This window comes from Subdoligranulum sp. APC924/74 (genome assembly GCF_003324125.1).
Lineage (GTDB): Bacteria > Bacillota > Clostridia > Oscillospirales > Ruminococcaceae > Gemmiger > Gemmiger qucibialis.
Map to the genome: position 1 here is coordinate 24307 of NZ_PSQF01000008.1, position 19446 is coordinate 43752.

Below are 19446 nucleotides of genomic sequence, written 5' to 3' on the forward strand. Positions count from 1 at the left end.
GGCCGTTGTGCAAGCCAAACTGCACAACGGCCCTTTTGTTATGTAATTATTTGTTTGGCAAACGCTCAGCCGGCCATGTACTGGCCTTCAAAGTCAAACACGGTATTCCAATAGGTATCACCCAGAACATCCATCGCCTCGCCGTGGCCTGCGCCCTCGGCGGTCAGAGTGGCCTTGTTGGTGCCGGGTTTGGCGTTATACAGGGTACCCATCATCTCATAGGGGATAAAATCATCCGCGGTGCCGTGGATGAACAGCATCGGCTTTTCACAGTTCTGCACCTGCTGCAGGGCAGATGCTTCCTTAAAGCCATAGCCCGCTTTGGCTCTTGCCGTGGCGCTGGCGGTATACAGAATTGGGAACTCCGGCAGGCCGAACCGCAGTTTCAGCTCACTGGAAAAAATATCCCACACGCTGGTGTAGCCGCAGTCCTCCACAAACACTTTTACCTGTTCCGGGGTGTCCTCCCCTGCTGTCATCATGGTGGTGGCGGCACCCATGGAAACGCCGTGCAGCACAATTTCAGCTTCGCTGTCCTGCGCCAGCACCCAGTCGATCCATTGCAGCACATCCTTGCGGTCCAGCCAGCCCATGCCGACATAATCGCCCTCACTGTCGCCGCAGGCGCGCAGATCAGGGGTCAGCACCTGATAGCCTGCATCGTGGTAGTGCTGGGCCAGGTTGGTCACGCCGGTATGGCTGCCGCGGTAGCCGTGCAGGGCAATCACCCACAGGTGGCTGCCCGCATTGGGGTAATACACGCCGTTCAGCCGCAGGCCATCCGCTGCCGTGATCTGCACCGTCTGGCCGGGATTCTGCTGCAAAAATTCCTCATTGGCCTGCTTTTGTACGGCGCGGTTTTCGGCAATCAACTGTTCCACGCCATCCGTGGGGGCTTCCACATCCAGCGCCACCTCACGGTCACCGCCGTCCCCGCTGCGCCCAATGGCATAATTGACCAGGTAGCTGCTGGCAAACGCAATGACCGCCGCCACCAGCACCACCACGGCAATCAACACGCCAATGACAATCTTTCTTCTGTTCTGCTTTTTTGTTGTAACTTCCATTCTGTTTTCCTTTCCCTCTGTGTCCGTACCATATGTTGCACGTTTCAATCCAGAATGTTCAATATTATACAACAATTAGCAAGAATGTTCAACGGTTATTTGCTGGCATACAGCGGGTTGGCCGCGCGGGTCTGGGTGCCATAAACCGCTTGCAGCCGTTCAACTGCCGCCTGTACCTCCGGTGGGATGTCATCATGCGCAATATAATTTTTGCCGTTGGGGACGTACCCGGCGTCGTTATCCGTCAAACGGGGGATTTCCCCCATCAACAGGTTCACATACCAATCCACCGTCCACATGCCGGGGATTACTTCCCGGTAGGTCAGCTGGCTGCCCTGCGCCACCACTTCGGCCTGGTATGCCGCATAGTTGATGATTTCCATCCCCTGCGGGCGGTACTTGCGCAGCCCCATCTCCATGCGGCGCTGCATCGTGGCATCCTGGCACAGAATGATGCTGCGGCAGGGGATTTTTTCCCGTTCCAGCAGCTCCAGCAGGTAGGTAATATTATTGCCGCAGTTGGTGGACTGCGTTTCCAGCGCATCGGCATTACCACATTTCTCCCGCCCCCAAAATCCCGCGTCATCTTTTTCCCGCCGCCCGCATACCCATGGTGCAGGGGTGAAGTCTTATGATCGGGATTTTATGGCTTTTTTTGCAGTCGGCTGCTTCGCATCTGCTCTACCTGGCCCTCCGGCTGGAAACCGGCAGCTTTCCCAAGCCGCTTTCCGCCAAGGAGGAACAAGCCGCCTTCGCCGCCATGCGCGCCGGGGATGCCGCCGCGCGTGAAACGCTGATCTGCCACAACCTGCGGCTGGTGGCACATATTGTAAAAAAGTATTATACCGTTTCCGGCGGGCAGGATGATTTTATCAGCATTGGCACCATCGGCCTGATTAAAGCAGTAGATACCTATGACTGCACCCGCACCACCCGCTTTGCCAGTTACGCCAGCCGCTGCATTGAAAACGAGCTACGGATGCAGCTGCGCCACACCCGGCGCGAAGCAGGCACCGTTTCTTTGCAGGAGCCGCTGGAAACCGGCGCGGACAGCGGCATGCTGACCCTGGCGGATGTTCTGCCCGACCTGGCCACAATGGAAGAAGACTGCGAACTGCGGGATGCCGCCGCTCAGCTGCGCCAGCTGGTTACCGCCCTGCCGGAGCGCGAGCAGCAGATTTTGACCCTGCGGTACGGCCTGAATGGCGCCGTCCCACAGACGCAGCAGCAGATCGCCGCACAGTTCGGCATCAGCCGTAGCTATGTATCCCGGCTGGAAAAGCACGCCCTTGCCCGCCTGCGCCGTGCGTGGAACCAACCGCATCCGCTGTAACTGCTCAAACGTTTGCATTTTATAATAGCCGTTCATCGGCGGACAACTGTTTCTGTAAAAGTCAAAAGTATGACTTTTCAAAACTACTTGCACTGTCCCCTGCTTTTCCTTTATAATAGTATATATCCGTGTGTTTGTGCGGCTGCGGGGGCTTCCATTAAACTTATAGGTTTGTAGGAACTGTCGGCAACCGATGCACAAATTTCAGCAATTTTCCATAGTTAAAGCAGTTGTTTCGCTGTATTCTTTGTGATAGAATAATAAAAGAGGTGTTCTCTCTTTTGTAGGGCAACACCTACAAGAGAGCGAGGACTTCCACCATATGAACGCGCAAACCATTATGATCTGCTCCGGCAAGGGTGGCACGGGCAAAAGCACCGTATCGGTCCTGCTGGGTGCCCAGTTGGGTGCCTGGAGCCGCCGCGTCCTGCTGATCGAGTTGGACTCCGGGTTGCGCAGTGTGGACATGATTGCCGGGGTATACGGCAAGACGGTTTACGATATCGAGGATGTTCTGTGCGGTCGGTGTGATGGCAGCAAAGCTATTGTGCCCAGCCCCTTGTACCCTGGGCTGTCGGTCATCAGCGCCCCCTATGAGGGCGGTGAAGTCCGCGCAGCACCGCTGGCCGGGCTGATTTTGGCCATGCGGGAATATTTTGATTATATCCTGCTGGATACTGCAGCGGGCATGGGCGCACCGTTTACCGCCGCCAACCGCTTGGCGGACCGCGCACTGGTTGTTTTAACGCCGGACCCGGTCGCCCTGCGGGATGGGCGCATTGTGGCGGATGCCCTGTTACAGAGCGGCCGCCCCGCCAGCGCCGTGCGGCTGGTGATGAACCGTGTGTCCCGTTCCAGTTTTGGTAAGGATGCTGCGGTGTTTGACCTGGACGAGTGCATTGACACCGTTGGTTTGCAGCTGATTGCCGCTATCCCGGAAAGCCGCACCTTGCAGCGCGCCGGTGCCGCAGGCACCGCCCTGCCGCAGGACTGCCCCGCCGCCATTGCCGGGCACGCCCTTGCGGGCCGCATTTTGGGCGAGCGCATTCCGCTGACCTGTTTTTGACAAAAAACGCATAGCCATGCTATGCTGTAACTTATAGAAAGTGGGGGATTTCTTATGACGATTGCCCTTGTTGCACATGATACAAAGAAAGAACTGATGGTTCAGTTCTGCATTGCCTATCGGCAGATTCTGAGCGAGCACAGGCTGATCGCCACGGGTACCACGGGGCGGCTTGTGGCCGAAGCCACCGGCCTGAACGTACAGCGCTTTTTGCCGGGCGGCCACGGCGGTGACCAGCAGATCGTTGCCCGCATCGCCTGCGACGAAGTGGACATGCTGCTTTTCTTCCGTGACCCCATCTGCGCTAAGCCCTCGGAGCCCAACGAGATGAACCTGCTGCGCATCTGCGATGTGCACAATATTCCGGTTGCCACCAATATTGCCACTGCCGAGGTGTTGATCCACGGCCTGGAGCACGGCGACCTTGACTGGCGTACCATCCTGAACCCCCAGCACTAAGGGCAAAATTTTGATACAGGGCGTTCACCGAATACCAAAGAGACAAGTTAAGAATCCACACGCAGGCCCCTCCGCCATCCGGCTCCGGGGCCTGCTTTCTTTTTTGTTTCCAATCCTCTCTCATTCTGTCCCATGCGGGAAAACATGAGATAATGCGTTGATTTTGCTTGGTGTGGACTTGGAATGTTCTTGGAGTTGGCTTGGAGATTAGGCGGATTGCGAGCGGAACGGAGTGGAGCGAGCTCCTATGCGCTGTCTTGATTTCCTCTGCGCCTTTCTGGATTTTTTCGTGTGCCCGCGCATATAGTACGGTCAATGCAAAATCGGAAAATGTGGAATCCTGTTTTGCCTCTTAGTATCGCTTTGTACCATCCTAGCGACAAATCCATAAGGCAGGCAAAAAATCAAGATTTTCCAAAAGGCACACTGAAATTCCACTTTTTCCCAATTTCGTTCTTTTCGGTTCGATTTTTGGAAAATGTGGAACGGAAGTTTGCCCCAAAAGGGCACAAGTAATTTTCCTTTTTCTTCGGTGAACGGACGCCCCAAATTTACATTAAGGAGCGTCAAAGAAATGCGAAAACAAGTCCAAAAAGAGCGCTGTACCAAAATCATGCTCACCAAATGCAAAGCTGTCTGTCACCTGTACGACAAAGTGCAGCTTGCCGCCGCGAAAATGCTGGATGCGGAACCGGCAATTTTTCAATTTGAATGTAATGTTCCTATCCTCTGCAATGATATTCCTGCCAACGACTTAAATCTTCCCAGCGAAACCTACACCACAGATTTTGTTCTGCACTATGACGATGGGCACACGGCAGTCCGTGAGGCTGTCTTTCGGTCTTATTTAAGCCGTCCCTCGGTTGCGGAAAAACTGGAACTATCCCGCCGATACTGGCAGCAGCAAGGCATCTCCGATTGGGGTATCATCATCGACAAGGAGGATACCAACCATGAGGAATCTTGACATCCTTGCCGCTGAAAATGGCGAGCACATTCGCGTTCTGCTTTGTGGGGAAGAACAATGCTACGTCGTCAGCTGCCAACACTTTCGGATGCCGTACCCCGTTGCATCGGATTTGCTTGCAGAATTACAGCCCGTCCCTGCCGAAACATACTCTGTTTTCGTTCTGGACGAGGACATCACCAACCGCCAGCGCGAGGGGCGCAACCGCAAGCTTGACTTGATTGCGCCTCTGTTAGTGGATACCTGTATCTATGATAAATCCCACCGCAATGAGGTTGTCCGCCGGATAGCTGCTGAACACGGCATTGCCCGCCGCACATTGCTGCAATATCTCTGGCGCTATTGGGTTTATCAAAGTAAAAATGCACTTTTACCCGCAGAGCGTCCCGCGCCAGAACAGCATGAACTTACTGCCGATGAAAAGGCCATCCGCTGGGCGCTGAACAAGTATTACTACACCCCGCAGCGGCAGAGCTTGCAGACTGCCTACAAGATGATGCTACGGGCGAAATACTGCGACACACACGGTACATTGAAGCCGGAATATCCCACGTTCTGGCAGTTCCGCTATTTCTTTCGCAAGAACCGCGACCCCATCAGCGAGACCATCAGCAGACAGGGGCTTAAAGCCTACCAGCGCAATCACCGTCCGTTTACCGGCTCGGTCTGCGATTACGCGCATACTATTGGCGTGTACATGACTGATGCCACCGTTGCCGACATCTACATTGTCAGCCGCCTTTCCCGCAAACCTATTGGCCGACCTGTCATTTACACAATGGTCGATGCCTACAGCCGCCTGATTACCGGCGTTTATGTAGGTCTGGAGGGCGGGCAATACGCGCTGCGTCTGCTGCTTCAGAACACTTTTACAGACAAGGTCAGTTTTTGCCATCAGCACGGGATAGACATTGACCCGCACGACTGGCCGAGTCATCATCTGCCAACCAAAATTATGACAGACCGGGGCAGCGAGTTTGTAGCCGGGACGTTAGAAAACCTGTGCGAAAGCTATCACATTGAAATAGAAAATCTTCCTGCATACCGTCCGGATTTAAAGGGTGTAGTTGAAAAACTGTTTGATTTGGTTCAGAGTGCCTACAAACCGCTACTTAAAGGCAAGGGTGTCATCGAAACCGACACACAAGAACGCGGTGCGCCGGACTACCGCAGACAAGGCACATTGGATTTAGAGCAATTTACCGCCGTTGTTCTGCGCTGCGTCCTGTTCTATAATGCAAAATCTGTACAGACGGGCTTTACTCGCATACCCGCCATGATAGAAGCCAACACACCGCCTCTGGCAGCAAGTATCTGGTCGTTCTGTGAGGCACAGGATGATTGTCCTGTGCATGAGGCCACAGATAAAAAGCTGCTTTATACGCTGTTGCCCCGTGTCGAGGGAAAAATCACGCAACGCGGTCTGGAAATCTTCGGTCTGCGTTTTTCAAACTGCACTTTTAAAAAGCGTTTTGTCGCTGCCGGTCTCGGCGGGCGGGAGACTGTACAGGTTGCCTATGCGCCGGAATGTATGGATACCGTGTGGTTGTATGAAAACGGTACTTACTCAGCTTTTGACTTGGTGCAAAAAGCCTATCTGAGCAAATCGCTGGCGGAAATTGCAGATGCCCAGCAGCAGGAAAAAATAGAACGCACCGATTGGAAGAAGCGGGAATTGCAGGCACAGCTTGACCTTATGAGCGATATACAAGCCATTGCTGACCGCTCCGAACGCACAATGCCAGACCGCAGCAATATCAGCAAGCAGATACAACGAAACCGCAGCACAGCCCGCAAGCAAGAAAGCGTATCTCTGATGGATTTACTGGCCGAGCAACAGGAGGACGATTTCGATGCACGCTGATTATATTGCAAATCCGCTCTATGACAACAATCCATTTATTGAAGCCCTACCTCCAATGCTATCCGGCAGGGACTTGATTCATGCCCTGGCGGTTATCCCGCCCTATAGCGATAATGACCGTGACCGCAGCACCGGGGAACGCTTGCAGCTGTTGTCCTCTCTATACGAGTTTTACCAGCCACTATCCATGACAATTGACTTGTACTGCGAAATCTACACCGCCATGCAGCATTGCTATGGGCAATATTCACCCCAGAGCGAAGCTGCCGCTTTCCAGAACGGTTACTCACTGATGCACGGCAATGCTCTTGCCGCATCCATCGGCGGCGGCAATTCTTTCTCTGTAGTCGGCGTGTCGGGTCTTGGCAAGTCAACCGCCTTGCAACGTGTATTATCGTTATATCCGCAGGTCATTGAGCACACTGAGTATCATGGGCAAAAGTTCTACTGCCACCAAATCCCGTACTTGGTTGTGCAGACCCCGCATGATGCATCAATTAAAGCGCTGATACTGGATATTTACCTGCAAATCGACAGTTTGATTGGAACCACCTATCAAAAAGATGCCCTATCGCGCAGGTTGAGCATTGATGTCCTTGTCAGCCAGCTCAACCAAATTGTACGGGTCAATCATATTGGCCTGCTGGTGATAGACGAATTGCAGAACATTGCCTATCGTAAAAGCGATGGCGGTATACGTTTCTTAAATTTTCTCGTTCACCTTATCAACGGGGCAGGAGTAAGTATCTGCATGGTCGGAACGCCTCGCGTCTTGCAGGTATTACAACAGGAGTTCCGCTCTGCGCGGCGAACCACAGGGCTTGTCTATGACCGTCTACCCAATGATAAGGAATTTGCGTTGCTCCTGCATGGGCTGTGGCATTACCAGTACACGCAATATGCCACCGACCTGACACCAGAGCTTGCAAACTGGCTGTATCGCAAGACACAGGGCATCCCGGATATACTCGCCAAGCTCTTATATAATGCCCAAAAGCAAGCTATTCTTGATGGGCGCGAAAAGCTGGATTTAGAAGTCTTTGAAAGTGCATTTTTAAGAAACTTGGGGATGGTATCCGAATACATCAGTGAGCTTTCCACCAAATCCGTAGCCAAGCGGCAGACAAAGACCGCGCCGGAGGTATCCGTAGGTTCCGCAGCCCCCACCAAGATTGTTGGAAATGATATACGGGCGTTACTCAAAAAAGCAAAAAAGAACGGCGAATCACCTGTATCTGCTTATGCTGAGTATATCAAAGGCGAGGTGGCAATATGATTAGCTTCTTTCCCTCGCCGTACCCTGATGAACTATGGTACAGCGTCATTTGCCGCTACCATGTTCACAGTGGCAACTACTGTGCTAAGCACACCCTACGGCAGCTATATGGGGACAATTTCTGTGCTCCCAGTCTGATGCTCTGCGGGCCTATAAAGGCGCTGTTGGCACAGCTTCCGCAAGGTTTCTTGTCCGCAAGGGATGTTGTAATGCAGCACACATTTTTCCCATATTACGCACGATTTTTTCCCACACAGCGTAAGCGCTCCTCTTATGCCTATGTTGTCAATGGCAATCCATTAGCTGTACATCGAATGGGCATTTCCCAAGCCAACGGTAATCATTGCTCCGTCATGCGCTATTGCCCCGTCTGTTATCAAGAGGATTTGCAACTATATGGTGAGCCTTATTGGCATCGCAGCCACCAACTGCCGGATATGCAAATTTGCACCAGGCATCGCTGCTGGCTAGTCGATACCGATGTCGCATACAATAGCACACGACAGCAAGAACTATTTCCCGCATCATTCACTATGCAGCTAAAAAAGCAGTCAGCAGAACCCGTACCGGGCTGTCTGCTGGCTTTAGATTCATTATTGCATGATACTTTAGATTCAAGTTTTGATTATCGTGACGGCTCTGTTTACCACGCCGTCCTTGACTGTGCATTACGTTCCCGTGGCTGGCGCTCCCTGACCGGGGGACGTACATACGCCACCAAAATCGAAAATGCACTTTTAAACCTATATGGCAGTTATGTTCCTGCGACTGACATGTCCGCAAAGCAGCTGCACGCCACACTATGCAACAAGTCCGTTGCGCCGCGATATGTTCTGCAACTTGCTGTCCTGCTGGGACTGTCTCTCCACGACCTGCTGCACGCGCCTGATGCCGTGCCAGACTATAAGGCCGAGATGAAAGCAATGTATCAATCAGGAGCCAGCATGTACCACATAGCGCAGTTATACGGCATAGATGCCAAGACCGTAGCAAGATGGATTAAATCATAATCATGCTGCCTATAAATTCATCAAAGCAGCAGCATAGCTATACTGTTTTCTCTTAGCCCTTAACCGTCTTCTGCTTTTTGCCATTCTTACGCGCTTTCCGCTTCTTGTCATACTCCTTTTGAGTCGCCAGAAACTCGTCCATAAGTACCTTTTCCTTGTTGCGGTTTCCCTTGATAACCATAGAGGGGTTAATCCGCCATACACAATCAAATTCCATCGCAACAAATCCTTTATCTGTAAGCGTGTCCATCGCTCTCTGTACAGTGGCTTTCGAACAATTTACATTTTCTGCAATTTTTTTCATCGGCCCAGTATATGTATTATCACTGTTTCGCATTGCACACACCAAAAAATTTAACACCTCGGATTCTTTGCCTCCCAGCCCGGAAAGAGTTTCAAAAAATAAATGATACACTTTAATAAAATCGCTTTTTGCAGTATCCAGGCTTTCTGGTGTTGGATATTCTATCGGCAGGAATAACGGGTCATTGCCATTGCTATCGGTTATAATCCAGTCACTCAATGGACGGCCAAGCAGTGAATCATACTTTGACATCAACCGTGCCTTAACAATAATATCGCCCTTTACCAGCAATCTTGGATTGAGCATCCAAATCCGTTCGTCATCAGTCTTAGCCAGCATATCATTTTCCATCATCTTTTTGAATGTGTTACGAACTGTTGTAACATCGCATTCCAGTTTTCTAGCAATGGTTTTATAGGCTCCGATAAACTCATTCTTTGTGGGCTGCGTTTTTTGCAGGATATATGCCACCACCTTGCTTTCTGCCGCGGAAAACGTTGAAAGCAGTTCAAAGAATTTTTTGTCTGCTTTCCAAAAATGCTTTGCCCCGTACTCGGCTTTGTGCTGCTCGTGCTGAAACTCTAATGCCTCGCCAGTTTTTGCATTCTCAAAAATGACAGTTTCAACGTCCTGTTTGCTCATTTTCTTCATTGTATTGCTCCTTGATACTTTAGGGGTGATTCCATGATACTTTGTGTATTTTTGGAAAATATTTCCTTTCTAAATATTTAATTATATGTCGTTATATTTCTACACTTTCCATTTCAAAAATGCCAAGTCTCTCATCTTATATTGTTCAATGTTATTCATTTCATGAAATATCATTGAATTAAATAAGGAGTATTGCGGAAAGTTGCATCCTAACCCATAAATTTTCCATTTGTTTATCCGCTTTTCCTTATTTCCTCCTATATAAGTTCGCGCTTCGCGGGATAAATAGGAAAAAATAAGAAACAACTTATTGTTCCCTATAAGTTCACGCTCCGCGGAGATGATAGGTAGAAAATAAGAGCTAACTGCTATATCTTTCATTATTTATTTCTTTCACATTAAAAGTTTCTTCTTATCTTTTCCTATAAGTTCGCGCTTCGCGGTCTGCATAGGGGAAAAATAAGCTGTATCTTTGATGGAACCCTTTGCCTTATTGCTATGCCTAAATTCTTAATCGCTTCCATTGCAGCGTGTAGCTTTTTGCTCTACTAGTAATAGGTTATCTGTCCATTTTATTGACCGTGTAGTCATTGATAGCATTTTACGTTCTGAACACAACTTTCTGGCTGGCAATGGTTTCATCTTATCTTGAAAGGCAGCAGCTTCCTTATGTTTAGTGGTTTTTCCTACATTACTAACGCCACCTTTCGTTATAGCCAAAAGCGTTGACTGCCATGCACTTTTGGGCACTTTGAGCACTATAATTTAGGCTGAAACACTTCACCCAGAATATCTGTAGCGCAATGGTAGGTTGCTTTTTTACGTTCTGAACACAGCTTTCATGTAGGGCAGGCACTTCCTTCTTGTTCTGAAAGTTGTGCGTTACCTTTACCCTCTGCATTTTTAGCGTTATTTTGCTTACAGCCCAAAAGGCCGGCTGTCATTTTCCCTATTGGCTGTGTGCTAAATCTTGGGCGGGATGTTTCGTTCAGAACGTCAGCAACATAGCGGTAAGCGGCACTTTTACGTTCTGGAGATAAGCTACAGGCAGGTTGACACTTTCCCCAAAAGTTGGCACTGCTCATAAAGTTATCGCTCTGAACTTTGCAACCATTTTGCAGTTATCATCCATCACAGGGTTGCCGATGATGCGTATTATTCTTTTTTCAATGTACAAAAAAAGAGCCTGCACAAACATAAACTGCAATTCCGCAATAGGGATGCAATAAATTTTGTACAGGCTCTTTATTGGCCTATATTCAATTTTAAATGTAATCGCGTAAGTTTTTATATACTCTTCGAGGTTACATATATATTATGCCTCGATTCGCACAGAATGTCACTATCTTTTTTGCATTATATTAGCCCAAAATATTTATCAAAGAACGCTTGCAATTTTGCAATAATTCCATCCTTTTTGGCCGCTCGGTTGCCGCCGCCAAAGCGCGAGACCGGCGGCAGGATGCGGTCAACATCTGTGCCGGTAGTCTTTAATACACCATCCCGGAAAGAGTTATCCACAAACTTGCGCGTTTCATCCGGCTTGAGCTTTTCCTCCGCGATAAGTGTATCAAGGTCGGTTTTCTTTTGCTCGGTGACGAACTTTATCCAGTCGTCATCTACCTTGGTGGCCGTATTGACGGTTGCGATAAAGTTTTCAATCAGGTCTTTCTTGCTGCGCAGCTGCATACTGGAGTCCACGGCCTTGCGGATGTCAACAAGGATTTCTTTATCCTCGCAGTTGCTATCGTGATACTTGGCAACCAGCATAAGGATATAGTCAATGTTGATTTCCACCTGACGGATAAGCTCCATCTCAAAAACTATATCGTCATTGATAACTTCCTTATCTGATTTTGGAGGTCGCATTTCATGATAAAGGTCAAGATAGCGGCTTTGGTAATCCTGCATATCGCGCGGGGCAAGCAGCTCATTGCCCGCAAAGTCGTCAAACGAGGTAAGGATATTCCGCATTCGCAGAATTGCGCCAAACAGTGCGATGAAGTCCTTTTTGTTTTGGTCTCCCACAATGGGCTGACCCAGCGGGAATTTATCTTGCAGTTTGGCAATCAGTTCTTCGTAGCCGTCGTGGTGCTTGCCGTCCTCGTCATAGCCCTCATAATAGGCTGTATAGTTTTTCAGCAGAACGATACTACCCGCATTGCGGTCACCAAACAAGGCAATGGCTTTGTTGGTTTCCTCCTCCAGATTGCGGAAGCAGACAATGTTGCCGTATGTCTTTACGGAGTTCAGGATGCGGTTCGTGCGCGAGAACGCCTGTATCAAGCCGTGCATAACAAGGTTTTTATCCACCCAGAGCGTATTTAGCGTGGTAGCGTCAAAGCCCGTCAGGAACATATTTACGACAATCAGGATGTCAACCTCGCGGTTTTTCATGCGCAGGGAAAGGTCTTTATAATAGTTCTGGAATCTGTCGGCCGAGGTATCATAATGCGTCTTAAAAAGTGCATTATAATCCTTGATTGCAGACTCCAAAAAGTCCCGCGAGCTTGCATCAAGCTGGCTGGTATCGTCAGAGTTTTCCTCGCCCAGCATGCCGTTTGCATCTTCCACGTCCTCGTTGGGGGCGTAGCTGAAAATCGTTGCCACACGCAGGCGCTTTGCTTCGGGCAAATCCTGCATCTGGCGCTTAAATTCCAGATAATACGCCTTTGCCATCGCAATCGAGCTGACCGCAAAGATGGAGTTAAAGCCCGACAGGCGCACGCTGTCCTTGACCTCTGTGACCTGCTCGCGTGTTTTATCGGTGGCTACTGCTTCAATGTTGCGCAGCGCACGGAAAGAATACGTCTTACCGTTGCGTTTTGTTTTCTGGTCAAAATGCTCTAAGATGTATTTGACGATTTCCTTTACGCGGCGCGGGTCGGCAAGTGCTTTTTCGGTGTCGATGGCCTTGACCTGCTTATCGCCGACGCCCGCCTTGCGGTTGACCGTATCCACATAGTCGATACGGAACGGCAGAACGTTGTTATCGTTGATAGCGTCAACAATCGTATAGGTATGCAGCGGCAAGACTTTTTTGCCGTTTGCATCAGGCTCACCGCCAAACGCCTGCGGTGTAGTTTTCAGCGTGGGCTTGCCGCGCGTGCTGGCATTGGCCGCAAAAATCGGCGTACCCGTAAAGCCAAACAGGTGATAATTCTTAAAATACTTGACAATGTCCTCGTGCATATCGCCAAACTGGCTGCGATGGCACTCATCAAAAATCAAGACAACATGCTTTTGGAAAATCTCGTGTCCCTTATTGCGGGCAACAAACAGTGCCAGCTTTTGAATCGTTGTGATGATGATTTTATAAGTATGCGGATTGCCTTTGGCGTCCCGGTCTTCCAGTTGGCGCTGCAGCACCTGCGTGGAGGTGTTGCCGTTGGCCGCCCCTTTTTCAAAGCGGTCATATTCTTTCATGGTCTGGTAGTCCAAATCCTTGCGGTCTACCACAAACAGAACCTTATCAATATAGGGAAGATTGGAGGCCAGCTGCGCCGTTTTGAAGGAGGTCAGCGTTTTGCCGCTGCCTGTTGTGTGCCAGATGTACCCGCCTGCCGCCAGTGTTCCCGTCTGCTTGTAGTTGGTTGAAACCTCAATGCGGGACAAAATACGCTCGGTCGCCGCAATCTGGTATGGACGCATCACCAGCAGCAGGTCTTCGGACGTAAAGACGCAATACTTCGTCAGGATGTTCAGCAGCGTATGGCGGGCAAAGAACGTGCGGGTAAAGTCCACCAAATCGGGAATGACGCGGTTTTTCCCATCCGCCCAAAAGGACGTAAATTCAAAGCTGTTGCTTGTCTTTTTGCCGCTCTTTCGGGTCGTTCCGGCGCTTTCTTTAATGTGGCTGTCGCGGGTCGTATTGGAGTAGTATTTCGTGTTCGTGCCGTTGGAGATAACGAAAATCTGCACATACTCATACAGCCCGCTGCCCGCCCAAAAGCTGTCCCGCTGGTAACGGTTGATTTGGTTGAACGCCTCCTTGATAGGCACACCGCGCCGCTTCAATTCCACATGAACCAGCGGCAGACCGTTTACCAGAATCGTGACATCATAGCGGTTATTATAGTTGCCGCTGTTCTCCACATACTGGTTAATGACCTGCAAGCGGTTGTTGTGGATGTTCTTTTTATCCAGCAACGTGATATTGACCGTAGAGCCGTCCTCGCGGGTCAGGTTCTGAATGTTGTCCTCTTGGATGCGGCGGGTCTTTTCTTTGATATCATCGTTTGCGTTAGCGATTTTATCCTTAAAGAAGTTATCCCATTCCTTATCCGTAAAGGTATAATTGTTCAGAATCTCCAGCTGACGGCGCAGGTTTGCCACAAGGTCAGCATTATCATGGATAGGGAGGTAGGCATAGCCCTGCTCCTCCAGCATCTTGATAAATGCCTGCTCCAGCGCAGCCTCGCTCTGGTAAGCGTCAGAGCGTTTGCTTTGCGGTTCGTATTCTGTTACAACGGTACTTTCATTGCTGGCAGCAACTACATTGTAAGTGCTCATGCACCCAACTCCTTAAATGTTAAGAGCTTGTCCCGATAGTATTCGTATTGCTTTTGCCTTGCCTCGATTTCAGCAGGGAGGCCGGTGGTGAGGTCGTTGCAGAGTTCATTAAATTGGTCAAGAATTGCGGCAATTTCCGCTTGCTTTTCCAGCGGCGGCAATGGAATTACAATTTCAGATATTGCTGGAACATTAGAATGAACCACTTTGCTTTTTACGCGTCCCTTGCTTTTCTGTTCTTGTGCGTTCGCTGTAGATAGAACATAGCCCATATATTTAGGATTTTGCTCATGTTTCATCACAACAATATCGCCACCGGCAAGGCAACGTTCTTTACCTATATAGACACACGATTTAGCAATATCTTCAACTTTTTCTCCAGTAATCGCAAATAATATATCCCCATACTCAAAATACTTCTTGCTTACAACTTCATCTGCATTTGTATGGGAAATGCACTCATCAAACCAAACATTATAAGATGTATAGATTTCTCCATAACGAACGCACGGCGTTCCGTTTCCCGTAACTTGGTCGCGCGTAATTCCCGCACCGCGATAAATTTCCGTAGCAATATCCTTTAGTGGCAATTTGACATAGCCAAACACATACTGCAAGAGCTTAATTAGGCTCTGTCTGTCTGTCTGTCTGTCTGTCTGTCTGTCTGTCTGTCTGTCTGTCTGTCTGTCTGTCTGTCTGTCAAGATTATGTCGTCAGCCGCAGCAAACGTCAAGAGCATATCCCGATAATATTCATACTGTTTTTTACGGGCTTCAATTTCAGCAGGCAGACCAATGTTCAGGTCAGAACAGATGGCATCAAAGTTATCCAAAACTTCCGCTATTTTATTTTGTACGTCTACCTCTGGTATGGCAATTTGAAAGTTTGAAATATCTTTTTGGCTTATGTGCGGTATTGCGCCTTTTGTTTTCTTTAGTTCAACATAGTGTGGGAACTTACAGGAAATATAATGGTATACATACCGCTGATTTGCCTGTACTGCTCTAATTCTCGCAACTCGCTGAACTAGCAGTAATGGCAAGTCACTTTCCGCTACCGTACCAAAACTTTTTCCTACCAAAGAGCCATCCATCGAAATCACAATGTCCCCAGCATCAAGTAAGTATTTTTCAAGCCCTTTGGATGATTCCCAATATCGGTCTATGGATTCATCAAATACCAAGCCTCCACGCTTGATATTCATGCCTCGCATCAACCGAACACCTGATTTTTTAAATTGTGCGCTATCGAAAGGATAGCCCGTAAGAATGTCGCAGATTTCTCCGAGCGTTCTCCATTTTGTCTCAAGTGTTCCCCCCCTGTGGACACCGAAATTCAAAAGTGCATCCCGGTAGTATTCATACTGCTTTTTGCGTGCTGTAAGCTCCGCTGTAAGTTTCTCCGTAATCTCTGCTGTAAGCTCCGCGAAATTGTCAAGTATCCTGACAATTTCACGTTGGACTGGCACTGGTGGCACAGCTATTGTTAGATTGCGAAAATCGCCGCCAGTCAATTTAGGAATATTACCGTGTATCAAGGGTGAAATATCTATAGTCTGCAAATAGTGATATAAATATCTAAGCAACACACCATCTTTTTCCGAAATAATATGCGCATGGTTATTAACCCATATTTTTCCTGTTGCCCATGTCACAACCGGCGTACCTGCTTTTGTAATAACACTTCCGTCTTCTCCTACCAAGACAAAAGTTCCATCAAAAAGATAATCTGAAACATAATCTTGAATACCATTTGCACCATAATAAGGGTATTCGCCTGCTTCTCTAGCCGCCTTTGTCACAGGTTTCCGCTTTTTATCAAGTATAATGCAACATTCCTCAAGCGTTTTCTTTTCAACCCCATCGGGACACAATTCTAGCACTAATGCATTTATTCTAGATTTCATTCCTTTGCGTCCTTTCCCAACAAAACTTTCGCTATATCAACAGCTGCAAATGACTGTGTATTTTTCTTTTTCTCACAACCAACAAATTCCATTTTTGAAATTCCTTTTTCATAAAGCACAACATTATAATCTGAGCACTCTATACCAACTGTTTCCATTGGAAGATAGCAAGAACTGTACCGAATTCCTTCCGCAGATTTCTTTTCGAAAGTCTTACAGAGCAGATTTGTTAATTTATAATAATTTTCTTTCTGATTAAGCACTCCAAATTTGAACGGCAGTTTCATATCATCATTTATGTGTAATTCGTCAACTGTCAATTTTCCGTAGTATTCATCTAAAAAAGAAAATAGCTCTGCGTTTTTGTCGCTCCTTGCTGGTGCTATGAGAAACGCATTTAATACCATTCCTATAAGATTATGCAGTTGATTGTTTCTATCCATCTGCAAAAAGCCAGCCAATGTAATGTCATCCACACATTCATATGTCGCAAGCATATAGGGAGCACCTTTTTCTATATGCGTTTCTAACAAACAAATCGTTTCTGTACTTCCTAAATACAAGGCACATTGCCCTTGCACATTTGCTCGATTCTCTGGCCTTGACGGCGGTGGTCCCCACTGTTTCGCATCTGAATAATCCACAGTTTCATCGTATGTACGAATCCGATAGAGCCTTTCACCCTTGTGTATTACGTCCACTCCATAATCAAAGGATACGCCCAATTTGCTCAAGAAAGTATAGTCCGATACCCATTCTAAAATATTGCGTGCTTCTTTGAACACTTCATATTTTGCCAAATTTATTGCCTCTGGATTGTGTGAATTTAAAGCATCCGTCAATTTACAAATTGCTTCTTCTTTAGACGTTAAATTGGTCATAAATCCGCACACTCCTATCCACAAAGTATTTTCTTATTTTCGAAGTAATTATCTACGTTCCTTTTACTCTTAAACTTATTTCAATTACTCTATGCGGAGTGGTCGTTGCATTTTTTGCACCAACCACTTGCTACACAAGGCAATTTACAACTTTTTTGTCTATCGCTCGGCCTCAATCTCCGCAATAATCTTATCAATCTCGTCACGCAGCACCTGTTCCCGCGCCACAATGCGCTTGATTTCTGCGTTCAGTTCGGTAATGTTGATAACCTCGCGGGTGTCCTCCTGCTCCACATAGGTGGATACAGACAGGTTATAATCCTGTTCCGCAATCTTGTCGTTGTACACAAGACGGCAGAAATAGTCCTTATCCTTGCGGTCAATGAACGAGGCCACGATTTTTGCAATGTTGTCCTCAGTCAGCTTGTTGTTGTTCGTGACCTTAACAAATTCTTTCGAGGCATCAATAAATAGCGTTCTGTTTTCTGCCTTACTCTTTTTTAGCACCATAATGCAGGTTGCAATGCTGGTGCCAAAGAACAGGTTGCCGGGCAGCTGGATAATGCAGTCGATAAAGTTGTTATCAATCAGATACTGGCGAATCTTCTTTTCCGCGCCGCCGCGATACATAATACCGGGGAAGCAGACGATAGCCGCCGTGCCGTTGGTTGCCAGCCACGCCAGCGAGTGCATGATAAAAGCCAAGTCCGCTTTGGATTTCGGGGCCAGCACACCGGCAGGGGCAAAACGCGGGTCGTTAATCAAGACCGGGTTATCATCGCCTTCCCATTTGATAGAATAGGGCGGGTTGCTGACAATGACCTCAAAGGGTTCCTCGTCCCAATGCTGGGGCGAAATCAACGTATCTTCGTGGGCGATATTGAATTTATCAAAATCAATATCGTGCAGGAACATATTGATACGGCACAGGTTGTAGGTCGTCAGGTTGATTTCCTGTCCGAAGAAGCCCTGACGGACATTCTCTTTGCCCAGAATCTTCGCCGCTTTCAGCAGCAGGGAGCCGGAGCCGCAGGCCGGGTCATAGACCTTGTTGACCTCGGTCTTGCCCACGACAGCAAGGCGGGCCAGCAGTTCCGAGACCTCCTGCGGGGTAAAGAACTCGCCGCCGCTCTTGCCCGCGTTGGAGGCGTACATACTCATCAGGTACTCATACGCATCGCCAAACGCATCAATCGTGTTTTCCTTGTACTCACCGAGCTTCATCGCACCGATGCCGTCCAGCAGCTTGACAAGCATTGCATTGCGCTTTGCCACCGTAGCGCCAAGCTTGTTGCTGTTGACATCAATATCATCGAACAGACCGGCAAAGTCGTCCTCGCTCTCAGTGCCTTTTGCCGAATCCTCGATATGACGGAAGACGGCCTCCATCGTCATGTTGAGGTTATCGTCCTGCGGCGCACGGGCGCGGACATTGACGAACAATTCTGACGGCAGGATAAAGAAGCCTTTGGTCTGCACCAAGTCATCCCGCGCCTGCTCGGCCTCCTCGTCAGACAGCTTGGCATAGTCAAAATCCGCGTTGCCTGCCGCGATTTCGTCCGCGTTGATGTAGTTCGTCAGGTTCTCGGAAATATAGCGGTAGAACATAATGCCCAGAACGTAGGATTTGAAATCCCAGCCATCCACGCTCCCGCGCAGGTCGTCCGCAATCGCCCATATTGCGCGGTGAAGTTCTTCGCGTTCCTGCTCTTTTTTGTTATCCGGCATTGTGATTCCTCCAAATTTTAAGTACACTTTTTAACCCTATGTATATTGTAGCAAATACGCCGTCCTATAAATCGGACTTGCATCCAAAGATACATATTTTTATCTATTATAACGAAAAAGCGGGTATATGTCACCCGCTTTTTGCTGCTATTTTTTGATTGATGGAAAGAATGAACTGTGACAAAAGAAAAAGAGGACGGTCACCCGTCCTCCTAATCAATCGTCATTTTCTGCTTTGCTTTCATCTTCAATAATTTCATGCTCAACGCCATTACCTGCGTCAAGCGCATCAATACCACGGCGCAGGTGAGCCATATTGCTTGCAGAATAAAACGGGTCTACAGCAATTTTAGAATCAAAATTTTCATTAAGCTTTTGTGACATATACAGCACCTCTTGCATAAAGTATATGCCCGCACCAA

Annotated in this window: 16 protein-coding genes; 7 read left to right on the forward strand and 9 right to left on the reverse strand. The window is 48.5% G+C overall.

What is annotated here, in order from left to right:
* Positions 1-65: 65 nt before the first annotated feature.
* Together C4885_RS04165 and C4885_RS04170 are read right to left on the reverse strand one after the other, a co-directional pair.
* The gene (locus tag C4885_RS04165) at positions 66-1067 is read right to left on the reverse strand and encodes an alpha/beta hydrolase (protein ID WP_113999152.1); all 1002 of its coding nucleotides are present in this window, start codon (positions 1065-1067) and stop codon (positions 66-68) included.
* Positions 1068-1162: 95 nt separating this feature from the next.
* On the reverse strand, positions 1163-1498 hold the full coding sequence (locus tag C4885_RS04170; RefSeq protein ID WP_113999153.1) for a hypothetical protein: 336 nt from the start codon (positions 1496-1498) through the stop codon (positions 1163-1165).
* 200 nt (positions 1499-1698) lie between these two features.
* On the opposite strand from C4885_RS04170, the gene C4885_RS04175 reads away from it, so the two are divergent.
* The 7 genes from C4885_RS04175 to C4885_RS04205 all read left to right on the forward strand — a co-directional run bounded on the left by C4885_RS04175 (position 1699) and on the right by C4885_RS04205 (position 9042).
* Positions 1699-2400 carry a sigma-70 family RNA polymerase sigma factor gene (locus tag C4885_RS04175; RefSeq protein WP_113999154.1) on the forward strand — a complete coding sequence of 234 codons (702 nt, stop codon included), beginning with the start codon at positions 1699-1701 and terminating at the stop codon, positions 2398-2400.
* 322 nt (positions 2401-2722) lie between these two features.
* The gene (locus C4885_RS04180) at positions 2723-3466 is read left to right on the forward strand and encodes a P-loop NTPase (protein ID WP_242979484.1); all 744 of its coding nucleotides are present in this window, start codon (positions 2723-2725) and stop codon (positions 3464-3466) included.
* Positions 3467-3520: 54 nt separating this feature from the next.
* A complete protein-coding gene (mgsA, locus tag C4885_RS04185) occupies positions 3521-3925 on the forward strand; it encodes a methylglyoxal synthase (protein ID WP_113999155.1) in 405 nt (134 codons plus the stop codon).
* A 574-nt stretch (positions 3926-4499) separates the two neighbouring features.
* Positions 4500-4892: a TnsA endonuclease N-terminal domain-containing protein gene (locus C4885_RS04190; RefSeq protein ID WP_158538803.1), complete on the forward strand. Its 393-nt coding sequence runs from the start codon at positions 4500-4502 to the stop codon at positions 4890-4892.
* Positions 4879-6756 carry a DDE-type integrase/transposase/recombinase gene (locus tag C4885_RS04195; protein WP_113999157.1) on the forward strand — a complete coding sequence of 626 codons (1878 nt, stop codon included), beginning with the start codon at positions 4879-4881 and terminating at the stop codon, positions 6754-6756. The genes C4885_RS04190 and C4885_RS04195 overlap by 14 nt, the downstream gene beginning before the upstream one ends.
* Entirely contained in the window at positions 6746-8032 is a 1287-nt protein-coding gene (locus tag C4885_RS04200) for an ATP-binding protein (protein WP_113999158.1), read from the forward strand. The genes C4885_RS04195 and C4885_RS04200 overlap by 11 nt, the downstream gene beginning before the upstream one ends.
* Positions 8029-9042: a TniQ family protein gene (locus C4885_RS04205; RefSeq protein ID WP_113999159.1), complete on the forward strand. Its 1014-nt coding sequence runs from the start codon at positions 8029-8031 to the stop codon at positions 9040-9042. The genes C4885_RS04200 and C4885_RS04205 overlap by 4 nt, the downstream gene beginning before the upstream one ends.
* 52 nt (positions 9043-9094) lie before the next feature.
* Here C4885_RS04205 and C4885_RS04210 read toward each other — a convergent pair whose 3' ends face one another.
* The 7 genes from C4885_RS04210 to C4885_RS16405 all read right to left on the reverse strand — a co-directional run bounded on the left by C4885_RS04210 (position 9095) and on the right by C4885_RS16405 (position 19408).
* Positions 9095-9997: a replication/maintenance protein RepL gene (locus C4885_RS04210; protein WP_113999160.1), complete on the reverse strand. Its 903-nt coding sequence runs from the start codon at positions 9995-9997 to the stop codon at positions 9095-9097.
* A 1356-nt stretch (positions 9998-11353) separates the two neighbouring features.
* Entirely contained in the window at positions 11354-14509 is a 3156-nt protein-coding gene (locus C4885_RS04225; protein WP_113999163.1) for a type I restriction endonuclease subunit R, read from the reverse strand.
* On the reverse strand, positions 14506-15117 hold the full coding sequence (locus C4885_RS04230; protein ID WP_242979486.1) for a restriction endonuclease subunit S: 612 nt from the start codon (positions 15115-15117) through the stop codon (positions 14506-14508). Before C4885_RS04230 ends, C4885_RS04225 begins: the two co-directional genes overlap by 4 nt.
* A gap of 17 nt (positions 15118-15134) precedes the next feature.
* Positions 15135-16415, reverse strand: a complete 1281-nt coding sequence (locus tag C4885_RS04235) for a restriction endonuclease subunit S (RefSeq protein WP_113999181.1) — start codon at positions 16413-16415, stop codon at positions 15135-15137.
* Positions 16412-17296: an RES domain-containing protein gene (locus C4885_RS04240; protein ID WP_113999165.1), complete on the reverse strand. Its 885-nt coding sequence runs from the start codon at positions 17294-17296 to the stop codon at positions 16412-16414. Before C4885_RS04240 ends, C4885_RS04235 begins: the two co-directional genes overlap by 4 nt.
* 159 nt (positions 17297-17455) lie before the next feature.
* Positions 17456-19024 carry a type I restriction-modification system subunit M gene (locus C4885_RS04245; protein ID WP_113999166.1) on the reverse strand — a complete coding sequence of 523 codons (1569 nt, stop codon included), beginning with the start codon at positions 19022-19024 and terminating at the stop codon, positions 17456-17458.
* Between the two features lie 216 nt (positions 19025-19240).
* A complete protein-coding gene (locus tag C4885_RS16405) occupies positions 19241-19408 on the reverse strand; it encodes a hypothetical protein (protein ID WP_158538804.1) in 168 nt (55 codons plus the stop codon).
* Positions 19409-19446: the final 38 nt, after the last annotated feature.